This is a genomic window from Halomonas sp. H10-59, assembly GCF_040070555.1.
Taxonomy (GTDB): domain Bacteria; phylum Pseudomonadota; class Gammaproteobacteria; order Pseudomonadales; family Halomonadaceae; genus Halomonas; species Halomonas litopenaei.
The window spans coordinates 4470571-4496892 of the sequence record NZ_CP098828.1 but is presented as its reverse complement, the minus strand read 5'-3'; the positions used below and the strand labels follow the sequence as shown (position 1 = coordinate 4496892).

Sequence of the window (26322 nt, the reverse complement as noted above, 5' to 3'; positions counted from 1 at the left end):
GTGGTCTTCATGCCGGTGCCTACTGACCGCCGGAGGGGAAGTGGAACTCCGCCTGGGTGGTCTCGAAGGGCGAGGGCCAGCGCTGTGACACCGCCTTGCGGCGGGTGTAGAAGCGCACAGCGTCGGGGCCGTAGGCGTGCAGGTCGCCGAACAGCGAACGCTTCCAGCCGCCGAAGCTGTGGCTGGCCACCGGCACCGGCAGCGGCACGTTGATACCCACCATGCCGACCTCGATGGCGTCGGTGAAGCGACGTGCCGCCTCGCCGTCACGGGTGAACAGGCAGGTGCCGTTGCCGTACTCGTGGGCGTTGGTCAGGGCGATGGCCTCGTCGAGGCTGTCGACACGCACCACGCACAGCACCGGGCCGAAGATCTCCTCGCGGTAGATGGTCATCTCCGGGGTGACCCGGTCGAACAGGCAGCCGCCGACGAAGAAGCCGTTCTCGTGGCCCGGGACCACCAGGTCGCGGCCGTCGGCCACGAGGGTGGCACCTTCCTGCACGCCCTTCTCGATATAGCCGAGCACCTTGTCGCGATGCTGGGCGGTGACCAGGGCGCCCATGTCCAGGCCCTTGTCGGTGCCGGGGCCGATCTTCAGCGCGGCGATCTTGGGACCCATGGCCTCGATCAGGCGGTCGGCGGTGTCATCGCCGACGCACACCGCCACCGAGATCGCCATGCAGCGCTCGCCGGCGCTGCCGTAGGAGGCCCCCATCAGGGTGTTGGCGGCGTTGTCGATATCGGCGTCGGCCAGCACCACTGCGTGGTTCTTGGCGCCACCGAGGGCCTGCACCCGCTTGCCGCTCTCGGCACCACGCCGGTAGATGGTCTCGGCGATGGGGGTCGAGCCGACGAAGGACACGGCCTTGACCTCGGGGGCGTCGAGCAGCGCCTCGACGGTCTCGCGGCCGCCCTGGACCACGTTCATGATGCCCTGGGGCAGGCCGGCTTCCTCGAGCAGGCGGGCGACCGCCAGGGCGGCGGACGGGTCCTTCTCGGAGGGCTTGAGCACGAAGGCGTTGCCGCAGGCGATGGCCATCGGGTACATCCACAGCGGCACCATCGCCGGGAAGTTGAACGGGGTGATTCCGGCCACCACGCCCAGCGGCTGGAAGTTGGAGAAGGCGTCGATGGACGGCCCCACGTTGTGGGAGTACTGACCCTTGAGCAGCTCCGGCACGCCGCAGGCGTACTCGACGTTCTCGATGCCGCGCTTGAGCTCGCCCATGGCGTCCTCGAGGGTCTTGCCGTGCTCCTCGCTGATCAGTTGCACCAGGCGATCGGCGTCACGCTCCAGCAACGCCTTGAAGCGGTACATCACCTGGGCGCGCTTGGCCGGCGGGGTATCGCGCCAGGCCGGGAAGGCCGCCTGGGCGGCGTCGATGGCGGCCTTGACGGTGTCGGCGTCGCCGTCGGCGACCTGGCGAATGGTCTCGCCGGTGGCCGGGTTGGTGACCGGCAGGTGGCGGCCGGCCTCGAGATCCTGACCATTGATCCAGTGATTGACGTTGTCCATCGAGGGTCCTCAAGTGTCGAAAGGGCGGACGGGCATGGCCCGTCCGCGCTGTGGATAAGGCTGTGAACAGTGGGTGTAAAGGTTGTCCACAGGCTGTCGGTTTCAGGTGGATAAGCCGGGCGCTGGGTACCGGCAAGCGGCCCCAGGCGAGCGGGCTCAGGCAAGCGGTCTTGGTCGAGCGGCCCCAGTCAAGCGGCCTCAGTCGAGCCGGTCGAGGGTCTCGGCGACGGCGTCGAACAGGCGCTCGAGCTCCGCCTCGGTGGTGGCGAAGGGAGGGCCGAACTGCAGGGTGTCGCCACCGAAGCGCACATAGAAGCCGGCCTCCCACAGCGCCAGGTGGGCGTCGCGCGGGCGGATGGCCGGATCACCGTCGCGCGGGGCCAGCTGGATCGCCCCGGCCAGGCCGAAGTTGCGGATGTCGACCACATGGGAGCGGCCCTTCAAGGCGTGCAGGCGATCCTCGAAGGCCGGGGCGATAGCCCTGACCTGGGCCGGGAAGTCCTCGCGCTCGAGCAGGTCCAGCGCGGCCAGGGCGGCGGCGCAGGCCACCGGATGGCCGCTGTAGGTGTAGCCGTGGGGAAATTCGATGGCGTGCCCCGGGCCGCCGGCGTGCATGAAGGTGTTATGGATCTCGCCAGAGGCGATCACCGCACCCATCGGCACGCAGCCGTTGGTGATCTGCTTGGCCACCGTCATCAGATCAGGGGTGACGCCGAAGGCCTCGGCGCCGGTGCGCGCGCCGCTGCGACCGAAGGCGGTGATCACCTCGTCGAAGATCAACAGGATGTCGTGGGCCGAGCAGATCTCGCGCAGCCGCTCGAGGTAGCCCCTGGGCGGCACGATGACCCCGGCGGAGCCGGACATCGGCTCGACGATCACCGCCGCGATGTTGGAGGCGTCGTGCAGCGCGATCTGCTCGAGCAGCGCATCGGCAAGCTCGGCCCCGGTCTCGGCCTGGCCCCGGGTGAAGGCCTGGTTCGGCTGCAGGGTGTGGGGCAGGTGGCTCGAGTCCAGCAACTGACCGAAGTGCTTGCGGTTGCCGCCGATGCCGCCAAGGCTGGTGCCGCCGATGTTGACCCCGTGGTAGCCCTTGGCCCGGCCGATCATGCGGGTCTTTTCCGGGCGACCCTTGAGTCGCCAGTAGGCCTTGGCCATCTTCAACGCGGTATCGGCGGACTCGGAGCCGGAATCGGTGAAGAACACATGGTCGAGTCCCGTCGGGGTCAGGCTCGCGACCTTCTCGGCCAGCTTGAAGGCCAGCGGATGGGACACCTGAAAGCTCGGCGCGAAGTCGAGACTGCCAAGCTGGTGGGCCACCGCCTCGCGGATCTCTTCACGGTTGTGCCCGGCGCCACTGGTCCACAGACCCGACAGCGAATCGAACACCCGGCGGCCGCGGTCGTCGATGAAGTAGCGGCCCTCGGCGCCCTGGATCATCCGCGGATGCTGGTGGAAGTCCTGGTGGGCGGTGAACGGCATCCAGTAGTGATGGTTGAGCCCGGCCCCCGCAGCGCGCTCGGCGTGGGCGTCGGGACGGGTATCGAGGGTGTCGAAGGTCAGCATGGCGAGTCTCCAGTCAGGGGCCGCAGGGCGGGCATGGACTCAGCATGGACAGGGCTTCAGGTTTGTAAAATCACTCTTTGTTGTCGTTCACGTGAGTAAAGATAAACGTTTAGTGACGGTGATTTCTTTTCTTGACCAATTCACGCAACGGGTCTAATCCTTATATTTATTCGAATAAATGACCGAGGCGATCCGTGCCGACTTCCTTTCCCCAGCGCCGACAGAAGCTCGCGGACCTGATCTGCGAGGACATCAAGCAGAAGATCGTGATGGAGAACCTGTCGCCGGGTGACCGCCTGCCCAACGAGAAGGCCCTGATGGAGCGCTATGAATGCGCCAAGGGCACCATTCGCGAGGCGCTGCGGGTGCTCGAGGTGGAAGGCCTGGTCGCGCTCAAGACCGGCCCCGGTGGCGGCGCCATCATCCGCGAGGTGACCGTCGATCCGGCCTGCCGAGCGCTGCGCAATTTTCTGCACTTCCAGCACGTGGACGGTAGCCAGGTCTATCAGCTGCGGCGGATGGTGGAGGTCGAGGTGGCGGTCTCGGCCTTGGACCGGCTCGATGCGGCGGGGCTGACCCGGCTGCGGGACAACATCGATCAGTGCCAGCGCCCCCATGAGGACGAACTCAGCCAGCGCCAGCACCGCATGCTGGAACTCGAGTTTCACAACATCCTGGCCGAGTACTGCCCCAATCCGCTGCTGCGCTTCATGAGCACCTTCCTCAACGACCTGCTGCGCGACCTGGTCGTCATCAAGAAGGCCTACAAGCCGGAGCGCCACGCCTTCGATGAATCGAACATCCGCTATCACATCGCCCTGCTGGAGGCCTTCGAGGCCAGCGACCGCGAGGCGGTGCGCCGCCTGATGTACGAGCACATGTGTGACGCCGAGCACCATATGTCGGCCCTGGAGGGCGAGATGGCCAAGCAGTTCCTGGTCTCACCTGACGCCCTCGGCGAGGCGGGCGGCTAGCCTCCTGGCCCCCGACCTGCGGCAAACCAACCAACAATGACAACAACTGCCACCCCACGCCAGCGACCCCTCATCCACTCCGATGACGTCGAAAAAAGAGGAACAACAATGACTGTGCGCAAGACCTCCCTGATGCTTTCCGCCCTGGCCCTTGGCCTGGCGACCCAGCCGCTGCTGGCCCAGGATCAACAGCCGCTCACCTTCTACGGGGTGAAGTCCCTCTCCGGTGCCTTCGCCAGCTACGGCAAGTACGCCGAGATGGGCTCCCGGCTGGCGGTGGAAGAGGCCCGAGAAACCCTCGGCCGCGATATCGAGTACGTCAGCCTGGACACCGAGGGCAACGCCGGCCGCGCCATCCGCAAGGTGCAGGAAGCGATCAACCAGGACGGCGGGCGACTGTTCAACGGTGCCACCCTGTCATCCACGGCGCTGGCGGTGGGCAAGGAAGTCGCCGGCGTCGAGGGCGTGTTCATGACCCCCGCCGGCGCCGACGAGCTGACCGGCAGCGAGTGTAACGCGTCCACCTTCCGCTGGTCGGTGCCGACCTACGGGGCCATCCGCGAGACCCTGGTGCCGCTGATCGAGGCGTTACCCGAGGCCAAGCGCTTCTACACCATCACCCCCGAGTACGTGTTCGGCGAGGCGCTGCTGGACAACGCCAAGGCGGTGTTCGAGGAGTTCGGCGTCGAGCACGTCGGCAACAGCTATCACTCGCTGCAGGAGCAGGAGTTTTCCGGCTACCTGACCAACGCCATGTCGGCGGCGCCGGACGTGCTGGTGCTGTTGAACTTCGGCTCCCAGTCCTCCAACGCCCTGCGCCAGGCGCGCAACTTCGGCCTCAACGAGCAGATGGACATCCTGATGGTGTGGTCGGCGGGCCTCGACCAGTTCGAGGAACTCGGCGCTGCCAACGTCGACGGCATCTACTTCGGCGCCCAGTACTGGCACGAGGTCGACACCCCCTTCAACCAGCAGCTGGTGGCCTCGGTGCGCGAGGCCTACGACATCACTCCGACCTATCCCCTGGCTGCCGACTACACCATGACCCGCGTGATGCTTGAAGTGGCCGATGCCAGCGGGGCCAGCGAAGGTCCGACGCTGATCGAGGCGCTGGAAGGCTACAACTACCAGGGCCCCACCGGTGAGGAGACCATCCGCGCCTCCGACCATCAGGTGATCAAGGACTACTACCTGCTCAAGGGCAAGGCCGAGGGCGAGATGGAAGACCCCGACGACTACGCCGACGTGATCAGCGCCGGGCGCTCCTTCGTCACCCCTGAGGACTCGCCCTGCCAGCTGTAAGGCTGTCAGCTTGCCAATCTGCCGGGGACGGCGTCCCCGGCACGACAGGAGTCGGGACCATGCTTAACGTCTATCTGTTCCAGATCCTCAACGGTCTGGGGCTCGGGATGATCTATTTCCTGATTTCGGTGGGATTGACGCTGATCTTCGGACTGTTGAACTTCGTCAACTTCGCCCACGGGGCCTTTTTTCTGGTGGGCTCCTACCTCTGCTACACCCTGGTCAGCCTGACCGGCAACTTCTGGCTGGCGCTGATCGCAGGCCCCTTGCTGGTGGCGCTGCTGGCCTGGGCGCTGGAGCGCAGCCTGATCCAGCGCATCTACCACCTGCCGCATACCTTCCAGATTCTGGTCACCCTGGGCATCGCGCTGATCATCCAGGAGCTGTCGATCATGATCTGGGGCCCAGTGGGCAAGAGCATCCCCACCCCGGAGGCACTGCAGGGCGTGGTACGCATCGGCAACTTCGCCTACCCCTACTACCGGCTGTTTCTGATCGGCTTCAGCGCCCTGGTGGCGGTGGTGCTGTGGCTGCTGCTCGAACGCACCCGCTTCGGCGCGCTGGTGCGCGCCGGCAGCGAGTCCACCGAGATGGTATCGCTGCTGGGTTCCAACATCTTTCGCCTGTTCTCCATCACCTTCGCCCTCGGGGTGGGTCTGGCGGGGCTTGCCGGGGTGCTGTCGGCGCCGCTGCGCGGGGCGCACCCCTTCATCGGGCCGGAGGTGCTGGGCCTGGCCTTCGTAGTGGTGGTGATCGGTGGCATGGGGTCCTTCACCGGCGCCCTGGTGGCGGGGCTGATCGTCGGCGTAGTGCAGAGCCTGATGACCTCGCTGTGGCCCCAGGGCGCCAGCCTGATGATCTACGCCGCCATGGCGGTGGTGATCCTGCTGCGTCCCCACGGACTGTTCGGGAGAGCATGAGATGATGACCAAGACACTCGATACCGCCGCTGCCAACCCGGGCCGGCGCCGCTTCAAGGGGCGTCTCGGCGCCGGCACCACCCTGGCGATGCTGGCGGTGATGGTGCTGCTGCCGCTGGTGCTGCCCTCCGCCACCCTGGCCACCGAGATCCTGATCTTCGCCATGGCCGCACTGGCCTGCAATCTGCTGCTCGGCTTCACCGGACTTCTGTCCTTCGGCCAGGCGATCTTCTTCGGCGCCGGTGCCTACATCAGCGCGCTGGCGATGATCCATCTCGACGCGGGACTGATCGGCGCGCTGCTGATCGCCGTGGTGTCAGGCTGTGTGCTGGCACTCGGCGTGGGCATGCTGTGCATCCGGCGCAAGGGCATCTACTTCGTGATGCTGACCCTGGCGCTGACCCAGATGGCCTACTTCCTGGCCTACACCCTGAGCGACTGGACCGGTGGCGACAATGGCCTGCTCGACGTGCCGCGCCCGCCGCTGGCGGTGGGCGAGACGACCCTGATCAGCTTCGCCTCGCCGCTGGCCTTCTATGCCCTGGTGGCCACGCTGTTCGCACTGATCTACGTGGTGGCCCGGCGCATCACCGACTCGCCGTTCGGCAGCACCCTGCTGGCGATCCGCGAAAACGAGCAGCGCGCCTCGGCGCTGGGCTACGACACCCGCCTGTTCAAGATCATGGTGTTCGTGCTGTCCGGCGGCATCACCGCCCTGGCCGGGGCGCTCTACGGCATGCTGCTGAACTTTGTGCCGCTGTCGAATATCGAGCTGTTGATGTCCGAGCAGATCCTGATCATGACCATCATCGGCGGGACCGGCTCGCTGTTCGGTTCGCTGCTGGGCGCCGGCGCCATCGTGCTGCTGGGCGACCTGCTGTCGTCGATCTGGCCGCGCTGGATGCTACTGCTGGGCGTGGCGCTGATCGCGGTGGTGATCTTCATGCGCGGCGGTCTGTGGGGCGGGCTGTCGAGCCTGCTGGAGCGACGCCGTGGCAACCACGCCGAACCGCACAAGGAGGCCAGCCATGACTGACGTACTGCTGGAAACCCGCGACCTGGCCTTGGCCTACGGTGCCTTTCGGGCGGTGGACGGAGTCAGCCTGCGTATCGCCCGCGGCAGCATCCATACCGTGATCGGACCCAACGGCGCCGGCAAGACCAGCCTGTTCCATTGCCTCACCGGTGAGCGTCGGCCCACCGCCGGGCGCATCCTGCTCGATGGCCGCGAGATTACCAGGGAGCCGCCCCACGGCCGGGTCGGCCTGGGCATGTCGCGCTCCTTCCAGGTCACCAGCCTGTTCCAGGAGCTCAGCGTCCACGAAAACCTGCGCCTGGCCGCCCAGGGCATCGACGGCTGGCGTGCGCTCAACTTCTGGCAACGCCTGAACAAGCGCCGCGAGCACCTGGCTCGGGCCGACGAGATCCTTGAGCGCATCGGTCTTGCCGAGCGCGCCGGGGTGGCGGCAGGGGAGCTGTCCCACGGCCAGCAGCGCATCCTCGAGGTGGGCATGGCGATCTGCCCGCGGCCCAAGCTGCTGCTGCTGGACGAGCCCACCTCGGGCATGGGCATCGACGATATCCCCAGCATGACCTCGCTGATTGGCGAGCTGGGCAAGGACCACAGCATCCTGCTGATCGAGCACAACATGAGCATCGTGATGTCGATCAGCGACACCATCACCGTGATGAACCGCGGGCAGGTGCTGGTCGAGGGCGACCCCGAGACCGTGCGCAGTGATGCCCGCGTGCGTGACGCCTATCTGGGGGAGGCCGCCTGATGCTCGAGATCAAGGATATCCACAGCTACTACGGCAAGAGCCATGTGCTCGAAGGCGTCTCTTTGACGGTGGGCGAGGGCGAGCTGGTGACCCTGCTGGGGCGTAACGGTGCCGGCAAGACCACCACCCTGAAGAGCATCATGGGGCTGGTCGACACTCCCGCCGGCAGCATCGAGCTCAACGGTCAGTCGCTGCTTGGCCAGCCGCCGTTTCGCATCGCCCGCCAGGGCGTGGCGCTGGTGCCGGAGCACCGCGGCATCTTCAGCATCCTCAGCGTGGAGGAAAACCTGCAGATCGCGGTACGCGCCGGCAGTCGCTGGCAGATGGCCGACATCTATCGCTGGTTTCCGCGCCTCGAGGAGCGCCGCCGCAACCGCGGCAACGCCCTGTCCGGGGGCGAGCAGCAGATGCTGGCGATCGCCCGGGCGCTGCTCAACGACCCGCGGATCCTGCTGCTCGACGAGCCCACCGAGGGCCTGGCCCCGGTCATCGTCGACGAGATCGTCAAGATATTGAAGGCGATCCGCGAGGAGGGCCTGTCGGTGCTGCTGGTCGAGCAGAACCTGCGGGTCTGCGAGGCGGTGGCCGACCGCCACTACATCCTCGAGCAGGGCCAGATCGTCTACACCGGCAGCGCCGACGACTTCCGTGACGATCCCGGCGTGCGTGATCGCTACCTGGCCCTGAGCGCCTGAGACCACTCTTTTGCAAGGACGATACCCATGACCGTTTCCGTGACCCCATCCGAGGCTGCCGGCGCCGTGCTCAAGAGCGACGGCGAGCGCCTGTGGCAATCCTTGATGACCCTGGCCGAGCTGGGCGCGACCCCCAAGGGGGGCGTCAATCGCCAGGCGCTGACCGAACTCGACTGTCAGGCCCGTGACCTGTTCATCGACTGGTGCCGGGCCGAGGGCTGCCAGATCCGCATCGACGCCATCGGCAACATCTTCGCCCGACGGGCGGGCAGCGAGCCCGGCATGCCGGCGGTGATGACCGGCAGTCATATCGACACTCAGCCCACCGGCGGCAAGTACGACGGTTGCTTCGGCGTGCTGGCCGGGCTCGAGGTCATCCGCACCCTCAACCAGCACGCCATCACCACCCGGGCCCCGGTCGAGGTGGTGGCCTGGACCAACGAGGAAGGCTGCCGTTTTCCGCCCTGCATGATGGGCTCCGGGGTGTTCACCGGCGAGCTTGGCCTCGATGAGATGCTGGCCCGCTGCGACGACCAAGGGGTCAGTGTCGGCGAGGCGCTGGACGCCATCGGCTATCGCGGCAGCGACCGTGTGGACCTCGACGAGGTGAAGGCCTACTTCGAGGCCCATATCGAGCAGGGGCCGCTGCTCGAGGATACCGCCACCACCCTGGGCGTGGTGATCGGCGCGCTGGGGCAGAAGTGGTTCGATGTCACCCTGACCGGCGTCGAGGCCCACGCAGGCCCCACTCCCATGCACCTGCGCAAGGACGCCCTGGTCGGCGCCGCCGAGATCACCCTGGCGGTCAACCGCATGGCCAACGAGGCGGCGCCCCACGGGCGCGGCACCGTCGGCGTACTGACGCCCCACCCGGGCTCGCGCAATGTGATTCCCGGCCAGGTGCGGATGACCGTCGACCTGCGGCATCTGGAATCGGACGCCCTCGAGGACATGGCCGCCCGGCTCGCCGAGGTGGTGGCCGAGGTCAGCCAGCGCCACGGTCTGCGGGCGGAGCTCACGCCCACCGCGGACTTCCCGCCGGAGGCCTTCGACGAGACCTGCGTCAAGGCGGTGCGTGCCGGCGCCGAGGCCCATGGCCTGTCGCACATGGACATCGTCAGTGGTGCCGGTCACGACGCCATCTTCCTTGGCCGGGTGGCGCCCACTGCGATGATCTTCGTGCCCTGTGAAGGTGGCATCAGTCACAACGAGATCGAGTACGCCACGCCGGAGGACCTGCACGCCGGCTGCAACGTGCTGCTCCACGCGGTGCTGGACAGCGCCGGCGTTGCCGCTCGGGCCGAGGGAGGGCAGCGATGAGTCAGGCAACGCTCCCCCCTGGGCGTCAGGCCAGCGACGAGCCGGCCCTGGCCGAGCTGGGCGCCTGCCAGGCGCTCGAGGCCTTTCGTCAGCGGCGATTGACCCCGAGCCAGGTGATCGAGGACTGCCTTGCGCGGATCGCCCGGGACAACCCAAGGGTCAACGCCTTCGCCCATGTCGCCGGCGACGAGGCGCTGCGTGCCGCCGAGGCCTCCACCCGGCGCTGGCGCGAGGGCACGCCATGCGGCCCGCTGGATGGCATCCCGGTCACCATCAAGGATTTGACGCTGACCCGTGGCATGCCGACCCGCATGGGCTCGCGCACCAGCGACCCGGACGCCGCGATGGAGGTGGACGCCCCGGTCAGCGGCTTTCTGCGCCAGGCCGGAGCGATCATCGTCGGCAAGACCCTGTCGCCGGAGTTTGGCTGGAAGGGGGTGACCGACAATCCGCTCCACGGCATCGCCCGCAATCCCTGGAATCCTGCGCTGACCCCGGGGGGCTCCTCCGGGGGCGCCGGGGCGGCGGCGGCGCTCAACCTCGGCATGCTGCACCAGGGCAGCGACGCCGGCGGTTCCATCCGCATCCCCTGCAGCTTCACCGGCACCTTCGGTATCAAGCCGACCTTCGGCTGGGTGCCCCAGTGGCCGGCCAGCGCCATGAGCACCCTGTCGCATCTGGGACCGATGACCCGCAGTGTCGAGGACAGCGCCCTGATGATGAGCCTGCTGGCGCAGCCGGACGCTCGCGACGGCTACCTTGGCGGCCCCTGTCCCATCGACTGGCGCGCGCCGCCGCCGCAGGACCTGCGTGGCTGGCGCGTCGCGCTGAGCCTGGATCTGGGCTACGTTCAGGTGGCGCCGGATATCCGCGCCCGGGTGGAGCAGGCCGCCAGTGAACTCGAGGCGCTGGGGGCTCGGGTCGAGCGCCTCGACCCGGGCTTCGAGGATCCCATCGACACCTTCAATACGCTGTGGTTCTCCGGCGCCTCCCAGGCGCTTTCGAGGCTGTCGCCACAGCAGCAGGCGCTGCTGGACCCCGGCTTTCTCGAGATCGCCCGTCGCGGCGCCGATATTCCCCTGGCCGAGTATCTCGACGCCCGCCGCCGGCGCGCCGAGCTGACCGCTTGCATGGCCGACTTTCATCGGCGCTTCGATCTGCTGGTGACCCCGACGATGCCGATCTCGCCCTTCGAGGCCGGGCATAATGTGCCGCCGCGGGGCCCCTACCGGGAATGGATGGACTGGACCCCCTTCACCTATCCATTCAACCTGACCCAGCAGCCGGCGGCGTCGCTGCCCTGTGGGCTGGACGACCAGGGCCTGCCGGTGGGGCTGCATCTGGTGGGGCCGAAGTTCCGCGATGACAGGGTCATGCAGGCGGCCGCGCTGCTGCAGGCGCGCCTGCCTCGGCTGAACCCGCCGGGGCTCGGTTAAAGCGCTCCGTCCTTCAAGGCGGATACAGCGGACGATGCGGCGAGGGTGATAGAGAGTCGACCGCAAACGACAGCGGGGCCGATCGGCTCCCCTGTCGTTTTTCATGGTGCCCGATTCATGCCGCGCCGTCTTGTGGCGCCCAGTTGATGAAGCGCCTTCTTGTGGCGCCCGGGGCCGCGCCTTCTTATGGCACCCGATGCCGCGCCGACAGACGGATATCCCTCACTAAAGTCGCATTTCGCAGTCGTCATGCTCTGGCTATCTTGGGTACACGAATGCTTTGTATGATGTAATACCTTAAGTGCAAAAGCCGAAGTAGTCGTCACAAGAGCAGCAACCACAAGAGCAGCAGTCCCCACAGGAACGGCCACACCGCCTTGCGTCGGCCGTCCCCGCAAGCCAACAACAAGCACTGCCCTGACGGTGGCAAGGAGTGGAAGAGATGCGCAAGTCGATGAGCATGACCCTGGGTGGCCTGGCGCTGGTCGTCAGTGCCTCGGTCGCGGCGGACTATCCGGAGCGCGACGTTCGCATGATCGTGCCCTGGGGCGCCGGCGGCGGTACCGACGGTATCGTGCGCAAGATCTCCAACCTGGCCGAGGAGCCGCTGGGGGGCACCGTCTACGTCGAGAACATCGAAGGCGGCATGAGCGCCAACGGCCTGGTGCAGGCGCTGGGTGCGCGCCCCGATGGCTACACCCTGATCGCGCTGACCTACGATAGCGTCGTCACCATCCCGTGGCAGGGGATGCTGGCCGGCTACGATATCGACAAGCTGGATCTGATCGCGCGGATCACCAGCGAGCCGGACTCCGTCGTGGTGCCGGAGGATTCGCGCTTCGATAGCCTCGAGGCATTGATCGAAGCCGCCAAGGCCGCGCCGGGGGAGATCCGCGCCGGTATCCAGAACATGGGCTCGCGGACCCACCTGACGTTGCTGCAGCTGCAGGACCAGGCCGAGGTGGAGTTCAAGATCGTCTCCTATCCCGGTGGTGCGGCGCCCCAGAAGGAGGCTCTGCTCAACGGCGAGGTGGACCTGGCGCTGACCAGCCTCGGTGATTTCGAATCGCTGATCTCGGCGGGTGACGCCCGTGGCCTGGTGGAGTTCACCGACGTCCAGAGCGAGAGCTTCCCCGACGTGCCCCCGGCAACCGAGCTGGGCTACGACATCCAGATGGGCAGTTTCGTGATCCTGGCGGCGCCTGCCAATACGCCGGACGACGCCGTGACGGCCCTAGAGGCGGCCTATCAGCAGGCCTACGACAGCGAGGAATTCCAGAACTGGCTGGTCGACGTCGGTGTCACCCCCAACTGGCTGGGCACCGATGAGGTCGAGGATTGGGCCGAACAGACCCAGGGTGAGCTGTTCGCGCGCATGGACGAGCTGAAGGAAGCCGGCCTGATCGGCCAGTAAGCCCGCGCCGCCACCGCGGTGGCGGCTCTTTTCCGGAGGACTCCCGATGAAATCGCTCTCCCGCCTGGGGACCTGGCTGACGGGGCCGACAGGTGTCGTCGTCTGCCTGTTGGCCCTGACCCTGATCTATCTGCTGGAGGCGTTCAAGATCGCCCCGCCCATCAGGAATGGGGCCCTGACCGCCTCCTTCTTCCCGGTGGCGCTCGCCGTGGTCATGCTGCTGGCGCTGGGTGGTGTGATCCTCGCCGATCGACGCGAGGCGGCCAGTGGCGAGGCGGCCAGTGGTGAGGCCGGTGCCGGGGAAAGCGACGAGGGCGGCGACAACAGTGGCGATGCAAAGGTGGCGGCGTGGCGAGGGCCGGTGGCTGTCTCCCTGCTCACCGCCGTCTATATCGCCCTGTTTGCCCACCTTGGCTACTTCATCGCCACCTTCCTCTACGCCTTCAGCATGACGCTGGCCTTCGCCACCGGGCGGCCCTCGCCGCAGGCGCTGGCGTTCAAGGCGCTGGTGGCCGGCGTGATCACCCTGCTGGGATACGGGCTCTTCGAGCTGGTGTTCCAGGTTCGCCTGCCGACGCCCTGGATCTGACCCATGGACTATCTGATCGAACTCTCCAAGGGCCTTGCCGTGCTGATGCAGCCCGACATCCTGCCCTACCTGATCGGCGGCTACCTGATCGGCACCTTCTTTGGCGCCGTGCCGGGGCTCACCTCGATGCTGGCCATCGCCCTGCTGTTGCCGTTGACCTACAGCCTCGACATCACCGCGGCGCTGGTCGCCTGTGCCGCCATCTTCATGGCCGGCATGTGCAGTGGCAGCATCACCGCCACCACCATCAATATTCCCGGTGCCCCGGCCTCGATGATGACCGCCATCGAGGGCTACCCCATGCAGCAGCGGGGCGAGGGCGCCAAGGCGCTGGGCCACGCCGCCCTGGCGTCGATGATCGGCGGTGCCCTGGGCGCCATCATGCTGATGGTGATGGCGCCGCTGGCCACCGAGGCGGCGCTGCTGATTCGCACGCCGGGCAAGTTCTCGCTGATCGCCTTCGCCCTGATCGTGATCGTCATCTCCCAGCGTGGGGCCATCTCCAAGGGCCTGGTCGCCACCACCCTGGGGGTGATGGTGGCCACCGTCGGTATCGACGTGATGCAGCCGGTCACCCGCTTCACCTTCGGCACCGGCGTGCTGATGCAGGGCATCGACATCATGCCGCTGGTCATCGGCGCCTTCGCCGTCAGTGAGCTGCTGGTGCAGTCGCAGAACCGCGCCTCGCGCACCGTCGAGGTCGACGCCATCAAGGCCAGCGTCATTCGCCGCCGGGACTTTATTCCACCCTGGCACGAGGTGCGTGAAATCGGCGTCTATCGCTACGTCAAGACCGCCATCATCGGCTACAGCGTCGGCGTGCTGCCAGGCGCCGGAGGCTCCATGGCGGCCTTTGTCGCCTACGCCGAGTCCATGCGCAGCTCACGCCACCCGGAGAAGTACGGCAAGGGTTCGGTGGAAGGCATCGCGGCGGCGGAGGGCGCCAACAACGCCATGTGCAGCGGCGCCTTCGTGCCGATGCTGTCGTTCGGCATTCCTGGCGATCCCACCACCGCTATCGTGCTGGGCGTGCTGGTGATCAACGGTCTGCAGCCCGGGCCGCAGTTCCTCGACAGCCAGCTTGCGCTGGTGGCACCGATGTTCATGGCGCTGCTGGTGGCGGCCCTGGTGATGGTGCCGCTGACGCTCTACGTGCTGGGACCCTGGTTCGTGCGGATCGTCTCGATTCGCCGCGATGTGCTCTACGCCAGCATCGCGGTGATCGCGCTGGTCGGCTGCTACGTGGCTACCTACTCGATCTTCCAGATGGGACTGGCGCTGGTGTTCGGGGTGCTCGCCTTCCTGCTGCGGCGTCAGGGCTATCCGGTGGCCTGCCTGCTGCTCGGCTTCGTGCTCGGCCCGAGCCTGGAGGAATACTGCCGACGCTCGCTGTCGCTGTCCGACGGCAACCCGCTGATCTTCCTCACCAGTCCCGACAGCCTGTTCTTCCTGGCGCTGACCGGGGTGTTCTACTACTTCATGGTGGTGAGAAAGCCCGAGGCGCGACAGCACGCCTGATGTCCTGGCCAGTGAGCGACCGCCGCAAGACACGACAAGGCCGCGCCCTCGGCCGCGCCCTCGGGCGCGGCCTTGTCGTGGTGGGCTGAGTGAACGCGATGGCCAGACGTGCTTGTCAGGCGACGCTACTGGTGTTGCTGAGCGGACGCGAGGGACCGAAGTTTTCATGACGGCGGCGCAGCGCAGACACGTCGAACAAGATAGCCAGCTGCGGCTCAGGCGACGCTCTTGCTATGGTCGAGCGGACGCGAGGGGCCGAAGTGCTCGTAGTGACGGCGCTGCTCGGGGATCCCCAGTTCTGCCAGATGGCTGTCGATGGCGCTCATGAAGGGCGGCGGGCCGACGAAGTAGCACTGGGCGTCGCCGCCAGGCAGCAGGCGGGCCAGCAGCTCACGCTCGAGGCGGCCCTTGATGTCGCCGCCGTCGCCTTCCTCGTAGGCGCAGACCCGGGTCAGCAGCTGCGGATAGTCTCGGGCAAGGGCCTCGACCTCGCCACGGAAGGCGTGGTGGTCGATGTTCCGGGCTGCGTGGACGTAGCAGACCCGGCGTCCCTGGGCCAGGGCCTGGCGCGCCAGCGGCAGCATCGGTGTCTGGCCGATACCGCCGCTGATCAGCATCACCGGCGCGTCGCCATCTTCCAGGGTCAGCTCACCGGCGGGGGGCAGCAGTTCCAGGGTGTCGCCGACGCGCATCTGCTGATGCAGGAAGTTGCTGACCAGACCGCCCGGCTCCTGTTTCACCGAGATGCGATAGCTACGGCCGTTGGGGCTGCCGGACAGGCTGTAGTGGCGATGCACGATTGCCTCGTCCACCGCCAGACGCAGGCCGATGTACTGGCCGGGCTCGGCGTCGGCCACCGGCTGGCCGTCGACTGGCTCCAGGGTGAAGGAGCGAATCACCTCGCACTCGCGCTGGATCTGGGCGACACGGAACTCGCGCAGACCACGCCAGCCGCCGGGGCGCTCGGCGAAGGCCTGGTAGCGCTCGGCTTCGGCAGCGATCAACAGCGCGGCCAGGTCGTTGTACAGGGCCGCCCAGGCGTCGGCGATCTCCGGCGTCACCACCTCGCCCAGCACCTCGCCGATGGCGGCCATCAGGCATTCGCCGACGATGGGGTACTGCTCGGGCTGGATGCCCAGCGAGACGTGCTTGCTGATCACCGTCTGCATCGAGTCGATGACCTCCTGGGGCTGGCGGCGCAGGCCGACATAGGCCAGCACCCCTCGCGCCAGCGCCTTCGGCTGGCCACCGTCGGCCTGGTGGGCCTGGTTGAACACCGCCTTGACCTCCGGGTAGCGCTCGAACATCAGCGGATAGAAACGGGCGGTGATGGCGTCGAGGTGTTCGGCGACCAGAGGGGCGGTGGCATCGATGATGGCGTCTTGGGCAGCGGTGGTCATGGCGTCTCCTGTCAGGGATATGGCGCAGCGCGCTCCCACTGTGGCAAAAAACCTTCACCGCGTCGGAGGCCTGGCTCGTTTGGGCCTACTTTTTCTCTACAGCTTGTGAACAGAGCATCGGTTGATATGCCTCGACACCTGCGGTGCTTCCACGGGGTCGGGGCGTATCGCTCGTCGCCTTTCTGTACCCTGTATGGAGCAAGCGATATGCCGCTTCGCTTGAGGTGCGCCAACTTGCCACAGTGTGGGTGATCCAGAGCGGGTAATGAGCGGGCAGTGTGGATCCACAGGGCGCTTGTCGAGAGCGCTGGTCACGCTACCCGGCTCCTTTTTTTCTGGCCCGGTTCCCGGCCACGTTTCCGACCCGATTCTGTCCCGGTATTCGCCCTGGGCAGTGGTAACTCTTGCGAATGAAATCGAGATTGCATGTCGATCTGACACTGCAAGTGCTATCGTTTTGACACTGTTTATAGTCAAAAGGACATTCGAGGTGGTCAGCTTTCTACGACGCCTGCGTGCCCTGCTGCAGCGCCTGGGCGATGAGCAGGGCCCCGAGCTCGCCGAGGCCTGGCAGGGCGTGCTCGAATCACTGGTGGCCCCCACCGCGGCGGATGCCAGCGCGTTGCTGGTGGCGCAGGGCTCCGGTCTCAGGCCGGTGGCCACCATCGGCCTGCCCGAGGGCGTGGCCGGCAGGACCTTCGCCTTGAGCGAGCATCCTCGCCTCGCCGCCATCGCCGAGGCGCCGGGGGTCTGCCGCTTTGCCGCGGACTCGCCCCTTCCTGATCCCTACGACGGGCTGCTGGATGACGGTCTTAGCCCTGTCCATGACTGCCTGGGGGTGGCGTTGCGCGACGGTGATGAGCTGATCGGCATGGTCACCCTGGACGCCCTGACCCCGGGGGCGCTGGCCGAGCTGGATGACCAGGGCCTGCTGGCGGCGGCCGAGTTGCTGGGCACCTGCCTGCGGCTGTCCCGGCGCCTGGACGGCGCCCGCCTGCAGCTCGCCCTGCAGCGCGATGACCACGGCCAGTTGCCGCGTCGGCTGACTGGCTGGCGCAGTGGCGCCATGCGCAAGCTGATGGCCTCGGTGGAGCTGGTCGCCGCCACCGACATGAGCGTGCTGGTGCTGGGCGAGACCGGCGTCGGCAAGGAACGCATCGCCCATGCCCTCCATCACGGCTCGCGACGTGCCGATGGGCCACTGGTGGTGGTGAACTGCGCCGCGCTGCCGGCCTCGTTGATCGAGAGCGCCCTGTTCGGCCATCGGCGTGGGGCGTTCTCCGGGGCAACCAGCGACCATCGCGGGCACTTCCAGATGGCCGACGGCGGCACCCTGGTGCTGGACGAGGTGGGGGAGCTGCCGCTGGAGCTGCAGCCGAAGCTGTTGCGGGTGCTGCAGGAAGGCGAGGTCCAGCCGCTGGGCAGCGATCGGCTCCAGCATGTCGACGTTCGGGTGGTCGCGGTGACCAACCGGGATCTTGCCCTGGAGGTCGCCCAGGGACGCTTTCGCGAGGATCTCTATCACCGGCTCAGCGCCTTTCCGCTGGAGGTACCCCCGCTGCGCCAGCGTCCCGAGGACCTGGCGCTGCTGGTCGGACACTTCCTGGAGCAGAACCGGGTGCGTCTCGGCGTCGGCAACCTGCGCCTGAGCGAGGCCGCGCGGGTGTCGCTGGCGGCCTGGCACTGGCCCGGCAACGTACGTGAGCTGGAGTCGCTGCTGGCACGTGCCTCGCTGTTGGCATTGGCCTCGGTGGACGTGCTCGGGACGCCCGATGCTCGCCGCCGTAGCGTACGCATCGAGGTCGAGCACCTGGGGCTGGCGCCGGCGACAGCCCGGGTCACTGGCGCGCCCGCAGCGCAAGGCGACACGTCCCGAAGCGCCGTGTCGCCGGCCGATCGTCCAGCGGGCGAGGTGCTGGATCGAGAGCCCTCGCTGCGGGAGGCCACCGAGGCCTTTCAGCGCGAGCGCATCCGGCAGGCCCTGGACACTGAAGGCAACTGGGCAGGGGCGGCTCGCCGGCTGGGGCTGGACCCCGGCAATCTGCATCGCCTGGCGCGGCGGCTGGGGCTAAAGGCCTGATTCTGTCCTGGTCATCGCCAAGGGCGTGCGAGGCTGTCGCGGGGTTGGGGCTGGGGTGGGAGATGCAGGGCTTGCCAGGGTGAGTCAGGTTTGCGGCATCGGCAGTGCCTTTGATGTGCATCATGGTGATGTTGTCCAAAGCGGGCCAGACTTCACAAGACCAAGTGAATTACTCAGGTACTCGCCATGTCATCCGTCGCCGCTCGTCTGCCTCTTGCGCGCCTCGCCTTTCGTCCCTTCTTCCTGCTGGCGGCGGCCTTCAGCGTGGTGGCCCTGCTGGTGTGGCTCGCTTTCTGGCACGGCATCTTCGTGCTGTCGCCCCGGGCGGGCATGCTGTGGTGGCACCAGCACGAGATGCTGTTCGGTGTGGTGGGGGCGGTGGTTTCGGGGTTCTTGCTGACCGCGGTGCAGACCTGGACCGGCCTCAGGGGGCTGCATGGCGCCCCGCTGCTGGGGCTCGTCGCACTGTGGCTGGCGGCCAGGCTGGGGCTGGCCTTTCCTGTCTTGCCACAGGCGCTGGTGATGGCACTGGACGTCGGCTTTCTGCTGATCGTCTGCGCCGTGATGGCGGTGATGGTGATCCGGGCGAAGCGCTGGCGCAACCTGATCTTCGTGCCGGTGCTGGCGATCCTCGCCGGTGCCAACCTGGGCAGCCATCTGGGCGTGCTCCAGGGTGACCCTGAGCTGGTGCGCCAGTCGTCCTACCTGGCGGTGCTGCTGGTGACGCTGATCATGGGGGTGCTGGGCGGTCGGGTGATCCCGATGTTCACCGCCAACCGGCTGGGCCTGAAGCGCCGCCCGGCGCTGCCCTGGCTCGAGGGGCTGGCGCTCGGCAGCCTGGCGCTGGCGGTGGTGCTGCAGCTTGCACGCACCCTGGGTGTCGGTCTGCCCGACAGCGTCCTGGCGCTGGCGCTGCTGGCGGCGGCGCTGGCCCACCCGCTGCGCCTGATACGCTGGCAAGGCCGCGCCACCGGACGTGAACCCCTGCTGTGGAGCCTTCACCTGAGCTACGCCTTCGTGCCGCTGGGGCTTTTGCTGTGGGCCCTGGGGCTGTGGGGCGTGGGCCGGGCTGAGCTGGGTGTCCACGCCATCACCGTGGGTGCCATGGGCACCATGATGCTGTCGATGATGTCGCGGGTGTCGCTGGGCCATACCGGCCGTCCCATGCGCTGCCTGCCGGGCATCGGCGTGGCTCTGGGCCTGCTGGTGGCGGCGGGACTGTCGCGCTCGCTGGTGCTGGCGCTGTGGCCCTCGGTCACCCACTGGGTCTACAGCCTGAGCATCCTCCTGTGGTGTCTCGGCTACGCCATCTTTCTGGCCCACTACGTGCCGATTCTCGGCAGTCCGCGTGTCGACGGTCAGGACGGCTAGGCTCAGATGTTACCGCTCTATCTCACCCTCAAGTCCCTGCATGTGTCGCTGGCGCTGGTCAGCGGTGCTCTCTTCGCCCTGCGCGCGCTGTGGTCAGTGACCGGCTCTTCCTGGCTAAAGCGCCCCTGGGTGCGTGTGCTGCCCCATCTGCTCGATACCCTGCTGCTGGCGGCGGGGCTGTCGCTGATGGTGCTCACCACCCAGTGGCCTCAACAGACGCCATGGCTTGCGGCCAAGCTGACCGCCCTGCTGGCCTATGTCGGCTTCGGCAGTCTGGCGCTTCGACGAGCTGCCAGCGTCCGAACGCGGGCGCTGTCGGCCTGCCTGGCGCTGCTGATCTTCGTCTATATGCTTGGCGCCGCGCACCGACACAGCGTCCTGTCCTGGCTGGTATGGCTTCTTTATTGCAATGCATTGATTTACCTCAATGGCGTTGGTTTTTTCTCCTGTCAGCGGCGATATTGTCGTCATCTTGTCTCGTCAATTTCATCGTTTATCGCCGATAGTCCCGGCGAATGTTTAAGTGGTTGATGGGGCGAATCAATCAAGAATTTTGGTGATGCATGTCATATTCCGAGTGTTTAACTCAGGTATAGAAGAGCGCTCCTCAATACAATGGTCAACGGGGCCAGGGAGGTCTGACTCTCCGGCACCATGGGCCAAACAATGAGGAGACGTGGTCATGGCCGAGGGTCTGACAAAATCCGCAGCACGCAACATCTTCTACGGGGGCTCACTGTTCTTTTTCCTGATCTTTGTAGCGCTGACTGCTCACAGTCACTGGTACATCGTGACGGAGTCCACCAGCGCACTTCCGCTGACCGATTCGGTACGCGAAGGCAAGCATGTGTGGGAAAAGAACATGTGTATCAACTGTCACAGCATCATGGGTGAGGGGGCCTATTTTGCGCCTGAACTGTCCAATGTCTGGACCCGCTATCACGGGCGCGAAAACCCTGAGGCGGCAAGGGCGGGACTGGCGGCCTGGATGCGCGCTCAGCCGCTGGCCGTACCAGGGCGGCGCAAGATGCCGCAGTTCGATCTGAGCGACGAGGAAATGACCTCGCTGATCGATTTCCTCGAGTGGACCGACGCTATCGATGATCAGAACTGGCCGCCCCACGTATCGGGATAGGTCGGTGGGTTCGCGTGACATATCGACAAGATCGCAATGGCGTACCCGTCGCGTGAGGGGAAACCGTGGAGGAACATGAAAAATGAAATATGAAACACAGAAGGTGGCCTACGCCTTCTTCCTGGTGGCGATGGGGCTTTTTGCCCTTCAGCTGGTGTTTGGCATCATGGCGGCGCTGGTCTACGTCTTTCCAGACTTCCTGGCCCAGTTGATGCCGTTCAACATTATCCGCGTCAGCCATACCAACCTGCTGATCGTGTGGCTATTGATCGGCTTCATGGGCTGCACCTACTACCTGATGCCGGAAGAGGCCGAACGGGAGATTCATAGCCCGATGCTGGCCTACCTGCAGCTGGGCATCTTTGTGGTGGCCGGGGTCGCCGCCCTGGTGTGCTATCAGCTTGGCATCCACGAGGGACGTGAATTCCTCGAGCAGCCCTTCTTCGTCAAGGTGCTGATCACGGTGTCCTTCCTGATCTTCCTCTACAACACCAGCATGACCCTGCTCAAGGGCCGCAAGACCACCATCAACCTGGTGCTGATGCTGGGCCTGTGGCTGGCGGCGGTATTCTGGCTGTTCGCCTTCTACAACCCCGGCAACCTGGCGGTAGACAAGGTCTACTGGTGGTGGGTCGTTCACCTCTGGGTGGAAGGCGTGTGGGAGCTGATCATGGCGTCGCTGCTCGGCTATCTGCTGATCAAGATGTCCGGCGTCGACCGCGAAGTGATCGAGAAGTGGCTCTACGTCATCGTCGGCCTGTCGCTGTTCTCCGGGCTGCTGGGCACCGGCCACCACTACTACTGGATCGGTACGCCGGGCTACTGGCAGGCCATCGGCAGCATCTTCTCTACCCTTGAGGTGATTCCGTTCTTCGCCATGGTGGTGTTCGCCTTCGTGATGTTCTGGAAGGGGTCGCGCAACCACCCCAACAAGGCCGCGATGCTGTGGACCATGGGCTGCCCGACGGTCGCCTTCTTCGGCGCCGGCGTGTGGGGCTTCATGCACACCCTGTCGTTCATCAACTACTACTCCCACGGCACCCAGGTCACCGCCGCCCATGGCCACCTGGCGTTCTACGGCGCCTACGTGATGCTGATCCTCGGCGTGATCACCTACGCCATGCCGCAGCTGCGTCGGAGCCAGCCGTTCAACCAGGTGCTCAACATGTGGGGCTTCTGGATCCTGACCTCGGCCATGTGCTTCATGACCTTCACCCTGACCTTCGCCGGTGCGGTGCAGACCCATCTGCAGCGGGTGCTGGGGATGAACTACATGGAGGTGCAGGACCAGCTCGGCCTGTTCTACACCATGCGTCTGGGCACCGGCATCGCGGTGACGGTGGGCGCGGTGCTGCTGCTCTACGCGCTGTTCGGTCCGGCCCGTCGGTCGGCCTCTGGCCAGCCGGCGATGTCCGCCAGCTGAACCCGATCGAGGCCGCCGTCAGGCGGCCTCGATGGTCTCGAGGACCCTGTTCATGACCCAAGCAACCCTGTCTCGGTGCGCCTTGCACCAGGACCCTGTGCGTGACGACATCCCCTTCTACCAGCCGACCGGCCAGGAGGTCGCGCTGTTCGAGCACGCCTACCGCCAGCGTCTGCCGCTGCTGCTGAAGGGGCCGACGGGCTGCGGCAAGACCCGTTTCGTGCGCCATATGGCGGCACGTCTCGGGCTGCCGTTGCACACCGTGGCCTGCCACGACGACCTGACCGCCTCCGATCTGACCGGACGCTATCTGTTGAAGGGCGGTGATACCGCCTGGTCCGACGGCCCCCTGACCCGGGCCGTGCGCGAAGGCGGCATCTGCTACCTCGACGAAGTGGTGGAGGCGCGCAAGGACGTGACCGTGGTGCTGCACCCGCTGACCGACGATCGCCGTCTGCTGCCGCTGGAACGTACCGGCGAGCGACTCGAAGCGCCGGTCGACTTCATGCTGGTGGTGTCCTACAACCCCGGCTATCAGCACATTCTCAAGACCTTGAAACCGAGCACCCGCCAGCGCTTCGTGGCGATCTCGCTGGACTTCCCCGATGCCGACACAGAGGTCGACATCGTCGCCCATGAAAGCGGCCTTTCGCGTGGGCGCTGCGAGGCCCTGGTCAACCTGGCGGCACGCCTGCGGGCGATGAAGGGCCAGGACCTGGAAGAGGGGGTGTCCACTCGCCTGCTGATCTACTGCGCCAGCCTGATCCAGGCCGGCATGCCGGTGCTCGACGCCGCCCGGGCGGCCCTGCTCGAGCCTCTCAGTGACGATCCCGACGTGCTCAAGGGCATCGAGGACGTCGTTACCGCCACCTTCGGATAGCCACCACCATGCTGGAGTTTCTCGAGGTCGAGGAGTTCGTCGGGCGTCACTGGCACCGCTGGGCGTCACGTGCCGCCAGTTATCCTGAATATCTCGAGGCGGCGGTGACCCTCGAGGAGGTGTCGCGCTCGCTGGGGGTGCTGTTTCGCGCCAGCGGCGGAGACCCCGGCGTCACCCTGGATGCGATCGGCAAGCGCGCCTCGCGCCATCGCCTGTCACTGCGTCAGCGCCTGGGCTTCGACGAGGAGGCGCTGGAGGTCTCGCGGCGTGACGACGAGCACCTGCTGCTGCCGCAGCGACTGGCGCTGCTGCCTGAGGTTGAGCTCAATCGCGATCTATATCGCTGGCTGGCCATGTCGCTGGCCGAGCGCCGTCCGGTGGCGCGCTGCGACGATCCACTCGAACAGGATCTGGTGCGCCTGGCCGAGGCCCGGCGCTCAACCGAGGTGACGCTTGCGCGCTACCCGGGCTTCGTCCGGCGCCATGCCCGGCTGTGCCAGGCGCTGCTCGCCGTGCGTCCTCGGCGTCGCGGCCTGCCTCCGCAAGAAGCTGCGGTAGAGACACTGGTCCGGCGCCTGCTGGGCGACGACCGATCCTTCGATAGCGAGGCCCAGACGCAAGACAGTCCCGAAGGCGACGCGCGCCAGTGGTGGTCCTGGTTGCAGGCGGCGGATGACCAAGGGCGCCCGTCGGTGCGCGCGCCACGGGGGTATCGGCCCTTTCTGCCGGTGCCGCTGTGGGGCGAGGCGTCGACGCTCGAGTGCGTCTCGAGGTCGACCGATGAGGATGACGAGGACGAAGAGACGGCTCCGCCCCAGGCCGCCGAGGTGGAAGGTGCCCGGCGCAAGGCCGAGCGCCGCTATCAGGATCAGGCCGAGCGAGACGACCCGCTGATGCTCAATGCCTCGGAAAAGATGCTGTCCTGGGCGGAGATGGTCAACGTCAACCGCCACCTGGATGACGAGGAGGAAGACGCCGCACGTGAGGCGGCCGACCAGATCGACGAGATCACCTTGAGCCGCAACCGTCGACGGGCCGCCTCACGCCTGAAGATGTCGCTGGACCTGGCGCCCGACGCCGCCTGTGGCGAGTCGCTGGCCGCTGGTTCCAGCGTCGAGCACCTCTATCCTGAGTGGAACTACCGCAAGGGCCGGCTGTTGCCGGCCCACTGCCGGGTGATCGCCGAACCTGCCATCGAGGAGGGCGAGCCCTGGCAGGGCGACGAGGCGGCGACGCGCCGGGTACGCCGGGTACGCCGCCAGTTCGAGGCCCTGCGGCCTCGGCGAGAGTGGTTGCGGGGCCAGGCGGACGGTGACGAGCTGGACCTGGACGCCCTGGTCCGCAGTCGCTGCGACCTGGCCGCCGGCGGTCAGGCCAGCGACCGCCTGTTCGTCGACGCCAGGCCCCAGGGGCGTGATCTGGCGGTGTCCATCCTGATCGACGTGTCGCTGTCCACTGATGCCTGGCTGGAAAGTCGCCGCGTGCTCGACGTGGCCCAGGAAGCGCTGATGGTACTGGGCCACGGCATCGCCGGCTGCGGCGACGACGTCAGCATCCACAGCTTTACCTCCCAGCGCCGGCATCGGGTCTGGGTCAGGCAGTTGAAGGCCTTCGACGAGGCCATGGGCGAGCGGGTGGAGCGCCGCATTTCGGCGCTGACGCCGGGGCATTACACCCGCATGGGGCCGGCCATTCGCCACCTGGCCAGGGAGCTGGGCCAACACCCCAGAAGACATCGGCTGCTGCTGGTGCTGACCGACGGCAAACCCAACGACACCGACTACTACGAGGGGCGCTACGCCATCGAGGACACCCGCCACGCGGTGCGCGAGGCGGCGCGAGAAGACGTGCGGGTATTCGGGGTGACCATCGATCGCGAGGCCAGTCGCTATCTTGGCCGCATCTTCGGTCGAGGGGGCTACGCTATCGTGCCGCGTCCGGAGCATCTCGCCCTGGCGCTGCCGGGCATCTATCGACAGCTGGTGGCCCAATGAACGTCATGTCTTCGTCACAGACTCGCTGGCGCCAGCGGCTGGCGCTCGCCACCGCCGGCCTTGCGGCGCTGATACTGTTCACGCCGCTGGCCTGGCTGATCCATCACCGTGACTGGGGCATCGTGCTGATGGCGCTGGTGCCCCTTGCGGTCTGGCTCACCCTGCGGCTCTGGCGCCGGCTCGAACGCTGGGCGCTGCGGGGCTGAGTGGTCGCTCGCCGTTGGTGGCCGTCAGTCGCGAGCCGTTCAGCGCACCAGGTCGTTGATGCCGGTGATCTCGTAGCAGAAACGGGCGCTGCCGGTGCGGTAGGTGTCGACGCGATAGACGCGCTGGCCAAGGGCCACGGCGGGGGATGAGAAGTTCAGCGCACTCTCGGTGCAGTCACCGTAGCCCCAGCGGATCTGGTAGTGATCATCGCCCGCTCGATCCAGCACGAAGGGGTAGGTCACCAGTTCCTCTTCCGCGCGGTCGCGGGCGAAGCCGTAGACCTGAGTCGAGGTCAGGTCGCCTCGGTCGTTGACCACCGCCACCAGGCGAATGGTCTCGCCGGGGTCTTCCTCGAAGGTCATGTCGATTTCCACGGCCTTGTTCATCTGGGCTCCTGTGCCTGTCGTTCGTTGTGTCGTTCAGTGTGTCTATCGCTGCGTCGATCAGTGGTGTTATTCGTTGTGGTGCTGTGGATCGAGACCGGGATGGCGGTCGCACCGGAGGTCGCACCAGGAGCCTCGATCCAGCGAGGCAGCAGTCCAGCAGCCGCCAGCCCAAGCCCCATCACCCCGACCAGTACCAAGAGTCCCCCTCGCCAGGAGGCGGGGGCAATACGCAGGTTGAGGTAGATGGAGAGAATCTGTTGCGCCTTGACCAGGCTGGCAACGAGCACCAGCGCCAGGGCCCAGAGCGCCAGCGGGCCGCGATGCAGCGCGCCGCTGGCCATGGCGATGAGGGTCATGCCCATCAACAGGGCCCAGGTGCGCCACAGGCGTCTGCGCTGAGTATCCGTGTCATGCATTG

General features: G+C 66.7%; 24 protein-coding genes. 19 read left to right on the top strand and 5 right to left on the bottom strand.

What is annotated here, in order from left to right; genetic code table 11:
• Positions 1–19: 19 nt before the first annotated feature.
• Both NFG57_RS19645 and NFG57_RS19640 read right to left on the bottom strand, forming a co-directional pair.
• Complete coding sequence (locus NFG57_RS19645) at positions 20–1516, bottom strand: CoA-acylating methylmalonate-semialdehyde dehydrogenase (RefSeq protein ID WP_348815008.1); 1497 nt, start codon at positions 1514–1516, stop codon at positions 20–22.
• A 198-nt stretch (positions 1517–1714) separates the two neighbouring features.
• On the bottom strand, positions 1715–2995 hold the full coding sequence (locus tag NFG57_RS19640) for an aminotransferase class III-fold pyridoxal phosphate-dependent enzyme (RefSeq protein ID WP_348816206.1): 1281 nt from the start codon (positions 2993–2995) through the stop codon (positions 1715–1717).
• A 278-nt stretch (positions 2996–3273) separates the two neighbouring features.
• On the opposite strand from NFG57_RS19640, the gene NFG57_RS19635 reads away from it, so the two are divergent.
• The 11 genes from NFG57_RS19635 (at position 3274) to NFG57_RS19585 (ending at position 15028) form a co-directional block, all read left to right on the top strand.
• Positions 3274–4053 carry an FCD domain-containing protein gene (locus tag NFG57_RS19635; protein WP_348815007.1) on the top strand — a complete coding sequence of 260 codons (780 nt, stop codon included), beginning with the start codon at positions 3274–3276 and terminating at the stop codon, positions 4051–4053.
• A gap of 108 nt (positions 4054–4161) precedes the next feature.
• Entirely contained in the window at positions 4162–5355 is a 1194-nt protein-coding gene (locus tag NFG57_RS19630; RefSeq protein WP_348815006.1) for an ABC transporter substrate-binding protein, read from the top strand.
• 59 nt (positions 5356–5414) lie between these two features.
• The gene (locus NFG57_RS19625; RefSeq protein ID WP_108132112.1) at positions 5415–6275 is read left to right on the top strand and encodes a branched-chain amino acid ABC transporter permease; all 861 of its coding nucleotides are present in this window, start codon (positions 5415–5417) and stop codon (positions 6273–6275) included.
• Between the two features lies 1 nt (position 6276).
• Positions 6277–7311, top strand: a complete 1035-nt coding sequence (locus NFG57_RS19620) for a branched-chain amino acid ABC transporter permease (protein ID WP_240184216.1) — start codon at positions 6277–6279, stop codon at positions 7309–7311.
• Positions 7304–8056, top strand: a complete 753-nt coding sequence (locus NFG57_RS19615) for an ABC transporter ATP-binding protein (RefSeq protein ID WP_108132113.1) — start codon at positions 7304–7306, stop codon at positions 8054–8056. Before NFG57_RS19620 ends, NFG57_RS19615 begins: the two co-directional genes overlap by 8 nt.
• Entirely contained in the window at positions 8056–8751 is a 696-nt protein-coding gene (locus NFG57_RS19610; protein ID WP_108132114.1) for an ABC transporter ATP-binding protein, read from the top strand. The genes NFG57_RS19615 and NFG57_RS19610 overlap by 1 nt, the downstream gene beginning before the upstream one ends.
• Positions 8752–8778: 27 nt before the next feature.
• The gene (locus tag NFG57_RS19605; protein WP_222516353.1) at positions 8779–10071 is read left to right on the top strand and encodes a Zn-dependent hydrolase; all 1293 of its coding nucleotides are present in this window, start codon (positions 8779–8781) and stop codon (positions 10069–10071) included.
• Complete coding sequence (locus NFG57_RS19600) at positions 10068–11507, top strand: amidase (RefSeq protein ID WP_222516354.1); 1440 nt, start codon at positions 10068–10070, stop codon at positions 11505–11507. Before NFG57_RS19605 ends, NFG57_RS19600 begins: the two co-directional genes overlap by 4 nt.
• A gap of 442 nt (positions 11508–11949) precedes the next feature.
• Positions 11950–12921 (top strand): tripartite tricarboxylate transporter substrate binding protein, encoded by a 972-nt coding sequence (locus tag NFG57_RS19595; protein ID WP_348815005.1) that lies wholly within the window; start codon positions 11950–11952, stop codon positions 12919–12921.
• A gap of 46 nt (positions 12922–12967) precedes the next feature.
• Positions 12968–13510 carry a tripartite tricarboxylate transporter TctB family protein gene (locus NFG57_RS19590; protein WP_348815004.1) on the top strand — a complete coding sequence of 181 codons (543 nt, stop codon included), beginning with the start codon at positions 12968–12970 and terminating at the stop codon, positions 13508–13510.
• A 3-nt stretch (positions 13511–13513) separates the two neighbouring features.
• Entirely contained in the window at positions 13514–15028 is a 1515-nt protein-coding gene (locus NFG57_RS19585; protein WP_045993526.1) for a tripartite tricarboxylate transporter permease, read from the top strand.
• Between the two features lie 215 nt (positions 15029–15243).
• Here NFG57_RS19585 and hmpA read toward each other — a convergent pair whose 3' ends face one another.
• Positions 15244–16428, bottom strand: a complete 1185-nt coding sequence (gene hmpA, locus NFG57_RS19580) for an NO-inducible flavohemoprotein (protein ID WP_348815003.1) — start codon at positions 16426–16428, stop codon at positions 15244–15246.
• 490 nt (positions 16429–16918) lie between these two features.
• Here hmpA and norR point away from each other — a divergent pair, with 490 nt between their 5' ends.
• The 8 genes from norR (at position 16919) to NFG57_RS19540 (ending at position 25517) form a co-directional block, all read left to right on the top strand.
• The gene (gene norR / locus NFG57_RS19575; RefSeq protein ID WP_348815002.1) at positions 16919–18508 is read left to right on the top strand and encodes a nitric oxide reductase transcriptional regulator NorR; all 1590 of its coding nucleotides are present in this window, start codon (positions 16919–16921) and stop codon (positions 18506–18508) included.
• 186 nt (positions 18509–18694) lie between these two features.
• On the top strand, positions 18695–19879 hold the full coding sequence (locus NFG57_RS19570) for an NnrS family protein (RefSeq protein WP_348815001.1): 1185 nt from the start codon (positions 18695–18697) through the stop codon (positions 19877–19879).
• Positions 19880–19885: 6 nt separating this feature from the next.
• The gene (locus NFG57_RS19565) at positions 19886–20410 is read left to right on the top strand and encodes a SirB2 family protein (protein WP_348815000.1); all 525 of its coding nucleotides are present in this window, start codon (positions 19886–19888) and stop codon (positions 20408–20410) included.
• Positions 20411–20561: 151 nt separating this feature from the next.
• Positions 20562–21014 carry a cytochrome c gene (locus NFG57_RS19560; protein WP_045993522.1) on the top strand — a complete coding sequence of 151 codons (453 nt, stop codon included), beginning with the start codon at positions 20562–20564 and terminating at the stop codon, positions 21012–21014.
• A gap of 82 nt (positions 21015–21096) precedes the next feature.
• Positions 21097–22437, top strand: a complete 1341-nt coding sequence (locus NFG57_RS19555) for a cbb3-type cytochrome c oxidase subunit I (RefSeq protein WP_108132122.1) — start codon at positions 21097–21099, stop codon at positions 22435–22437.
• A gap of 52 nt (positions 22438–22489) precedes the next feature.
• Entirely contained in the window at positions 22490–23317 is an 828-nt protein-coding gene (locus NFG57_RS19550; RefSeq protein ID WP_348814999.1) for a CbbQ/NirQ/NorQ/GpvN family protein, read from the top strand.
• An 8-nt stretch (positions 23318–23325) separates the two neighbouring features.
• Positions 23326–25311, top strand: coding sequence for a VWA domain-containing protein (locus tag NFG57_RS19545; protein ID WP_348814998.1), 1986 nt, complete (start codon positions 23326–23328; stop codon positions 25309–25311).
• Between the two features lie 5 nt (positions 25312–25316).
• Positions 25317–25517 carry a hypothetical protein gene (locus tag NFG57_RS19540; protein WP_108132212.1) on the top strand — a complete coding sequence of 67 codons (201 nt, stop codon included), beginning with the start codon at positions 25317–25319 and terminating at the stop codon, positions 25515–25517.
• A gap of 39 nt (positions 25518–25556) precedes the next feature.
• On the opposite strand, the gene NFG57_RS19535 is transcribed toward NFG57_RS19540, so the two are convergent.
• A complete protein-coding gene (locus tag NFG57_RS19535; RefSeq protein ID WP_108132124.1) occupies positions 25557–25904 on the bottom strand; it encodes a hypothetical protein in 348 nt (115 codons plus the stop codon).
• The gene (locus tag NFG57_RS19530; RefSeq protein WP_108132125.1) at positions 25901–26320 is read right to left on the bottom strand and encodes a hypothetical protein; all 420 of its coding nucleotides are present in this window, start codon (positions 26318–26320) and stop codon (positions 25901–25903) included. Before NFG57_RS19530 ends, NFG57_RS19535 begins: the two co-directional genes overlap by 4 nt.
• Positions 26321–26322: the final 2 nt, after the last annotated feature.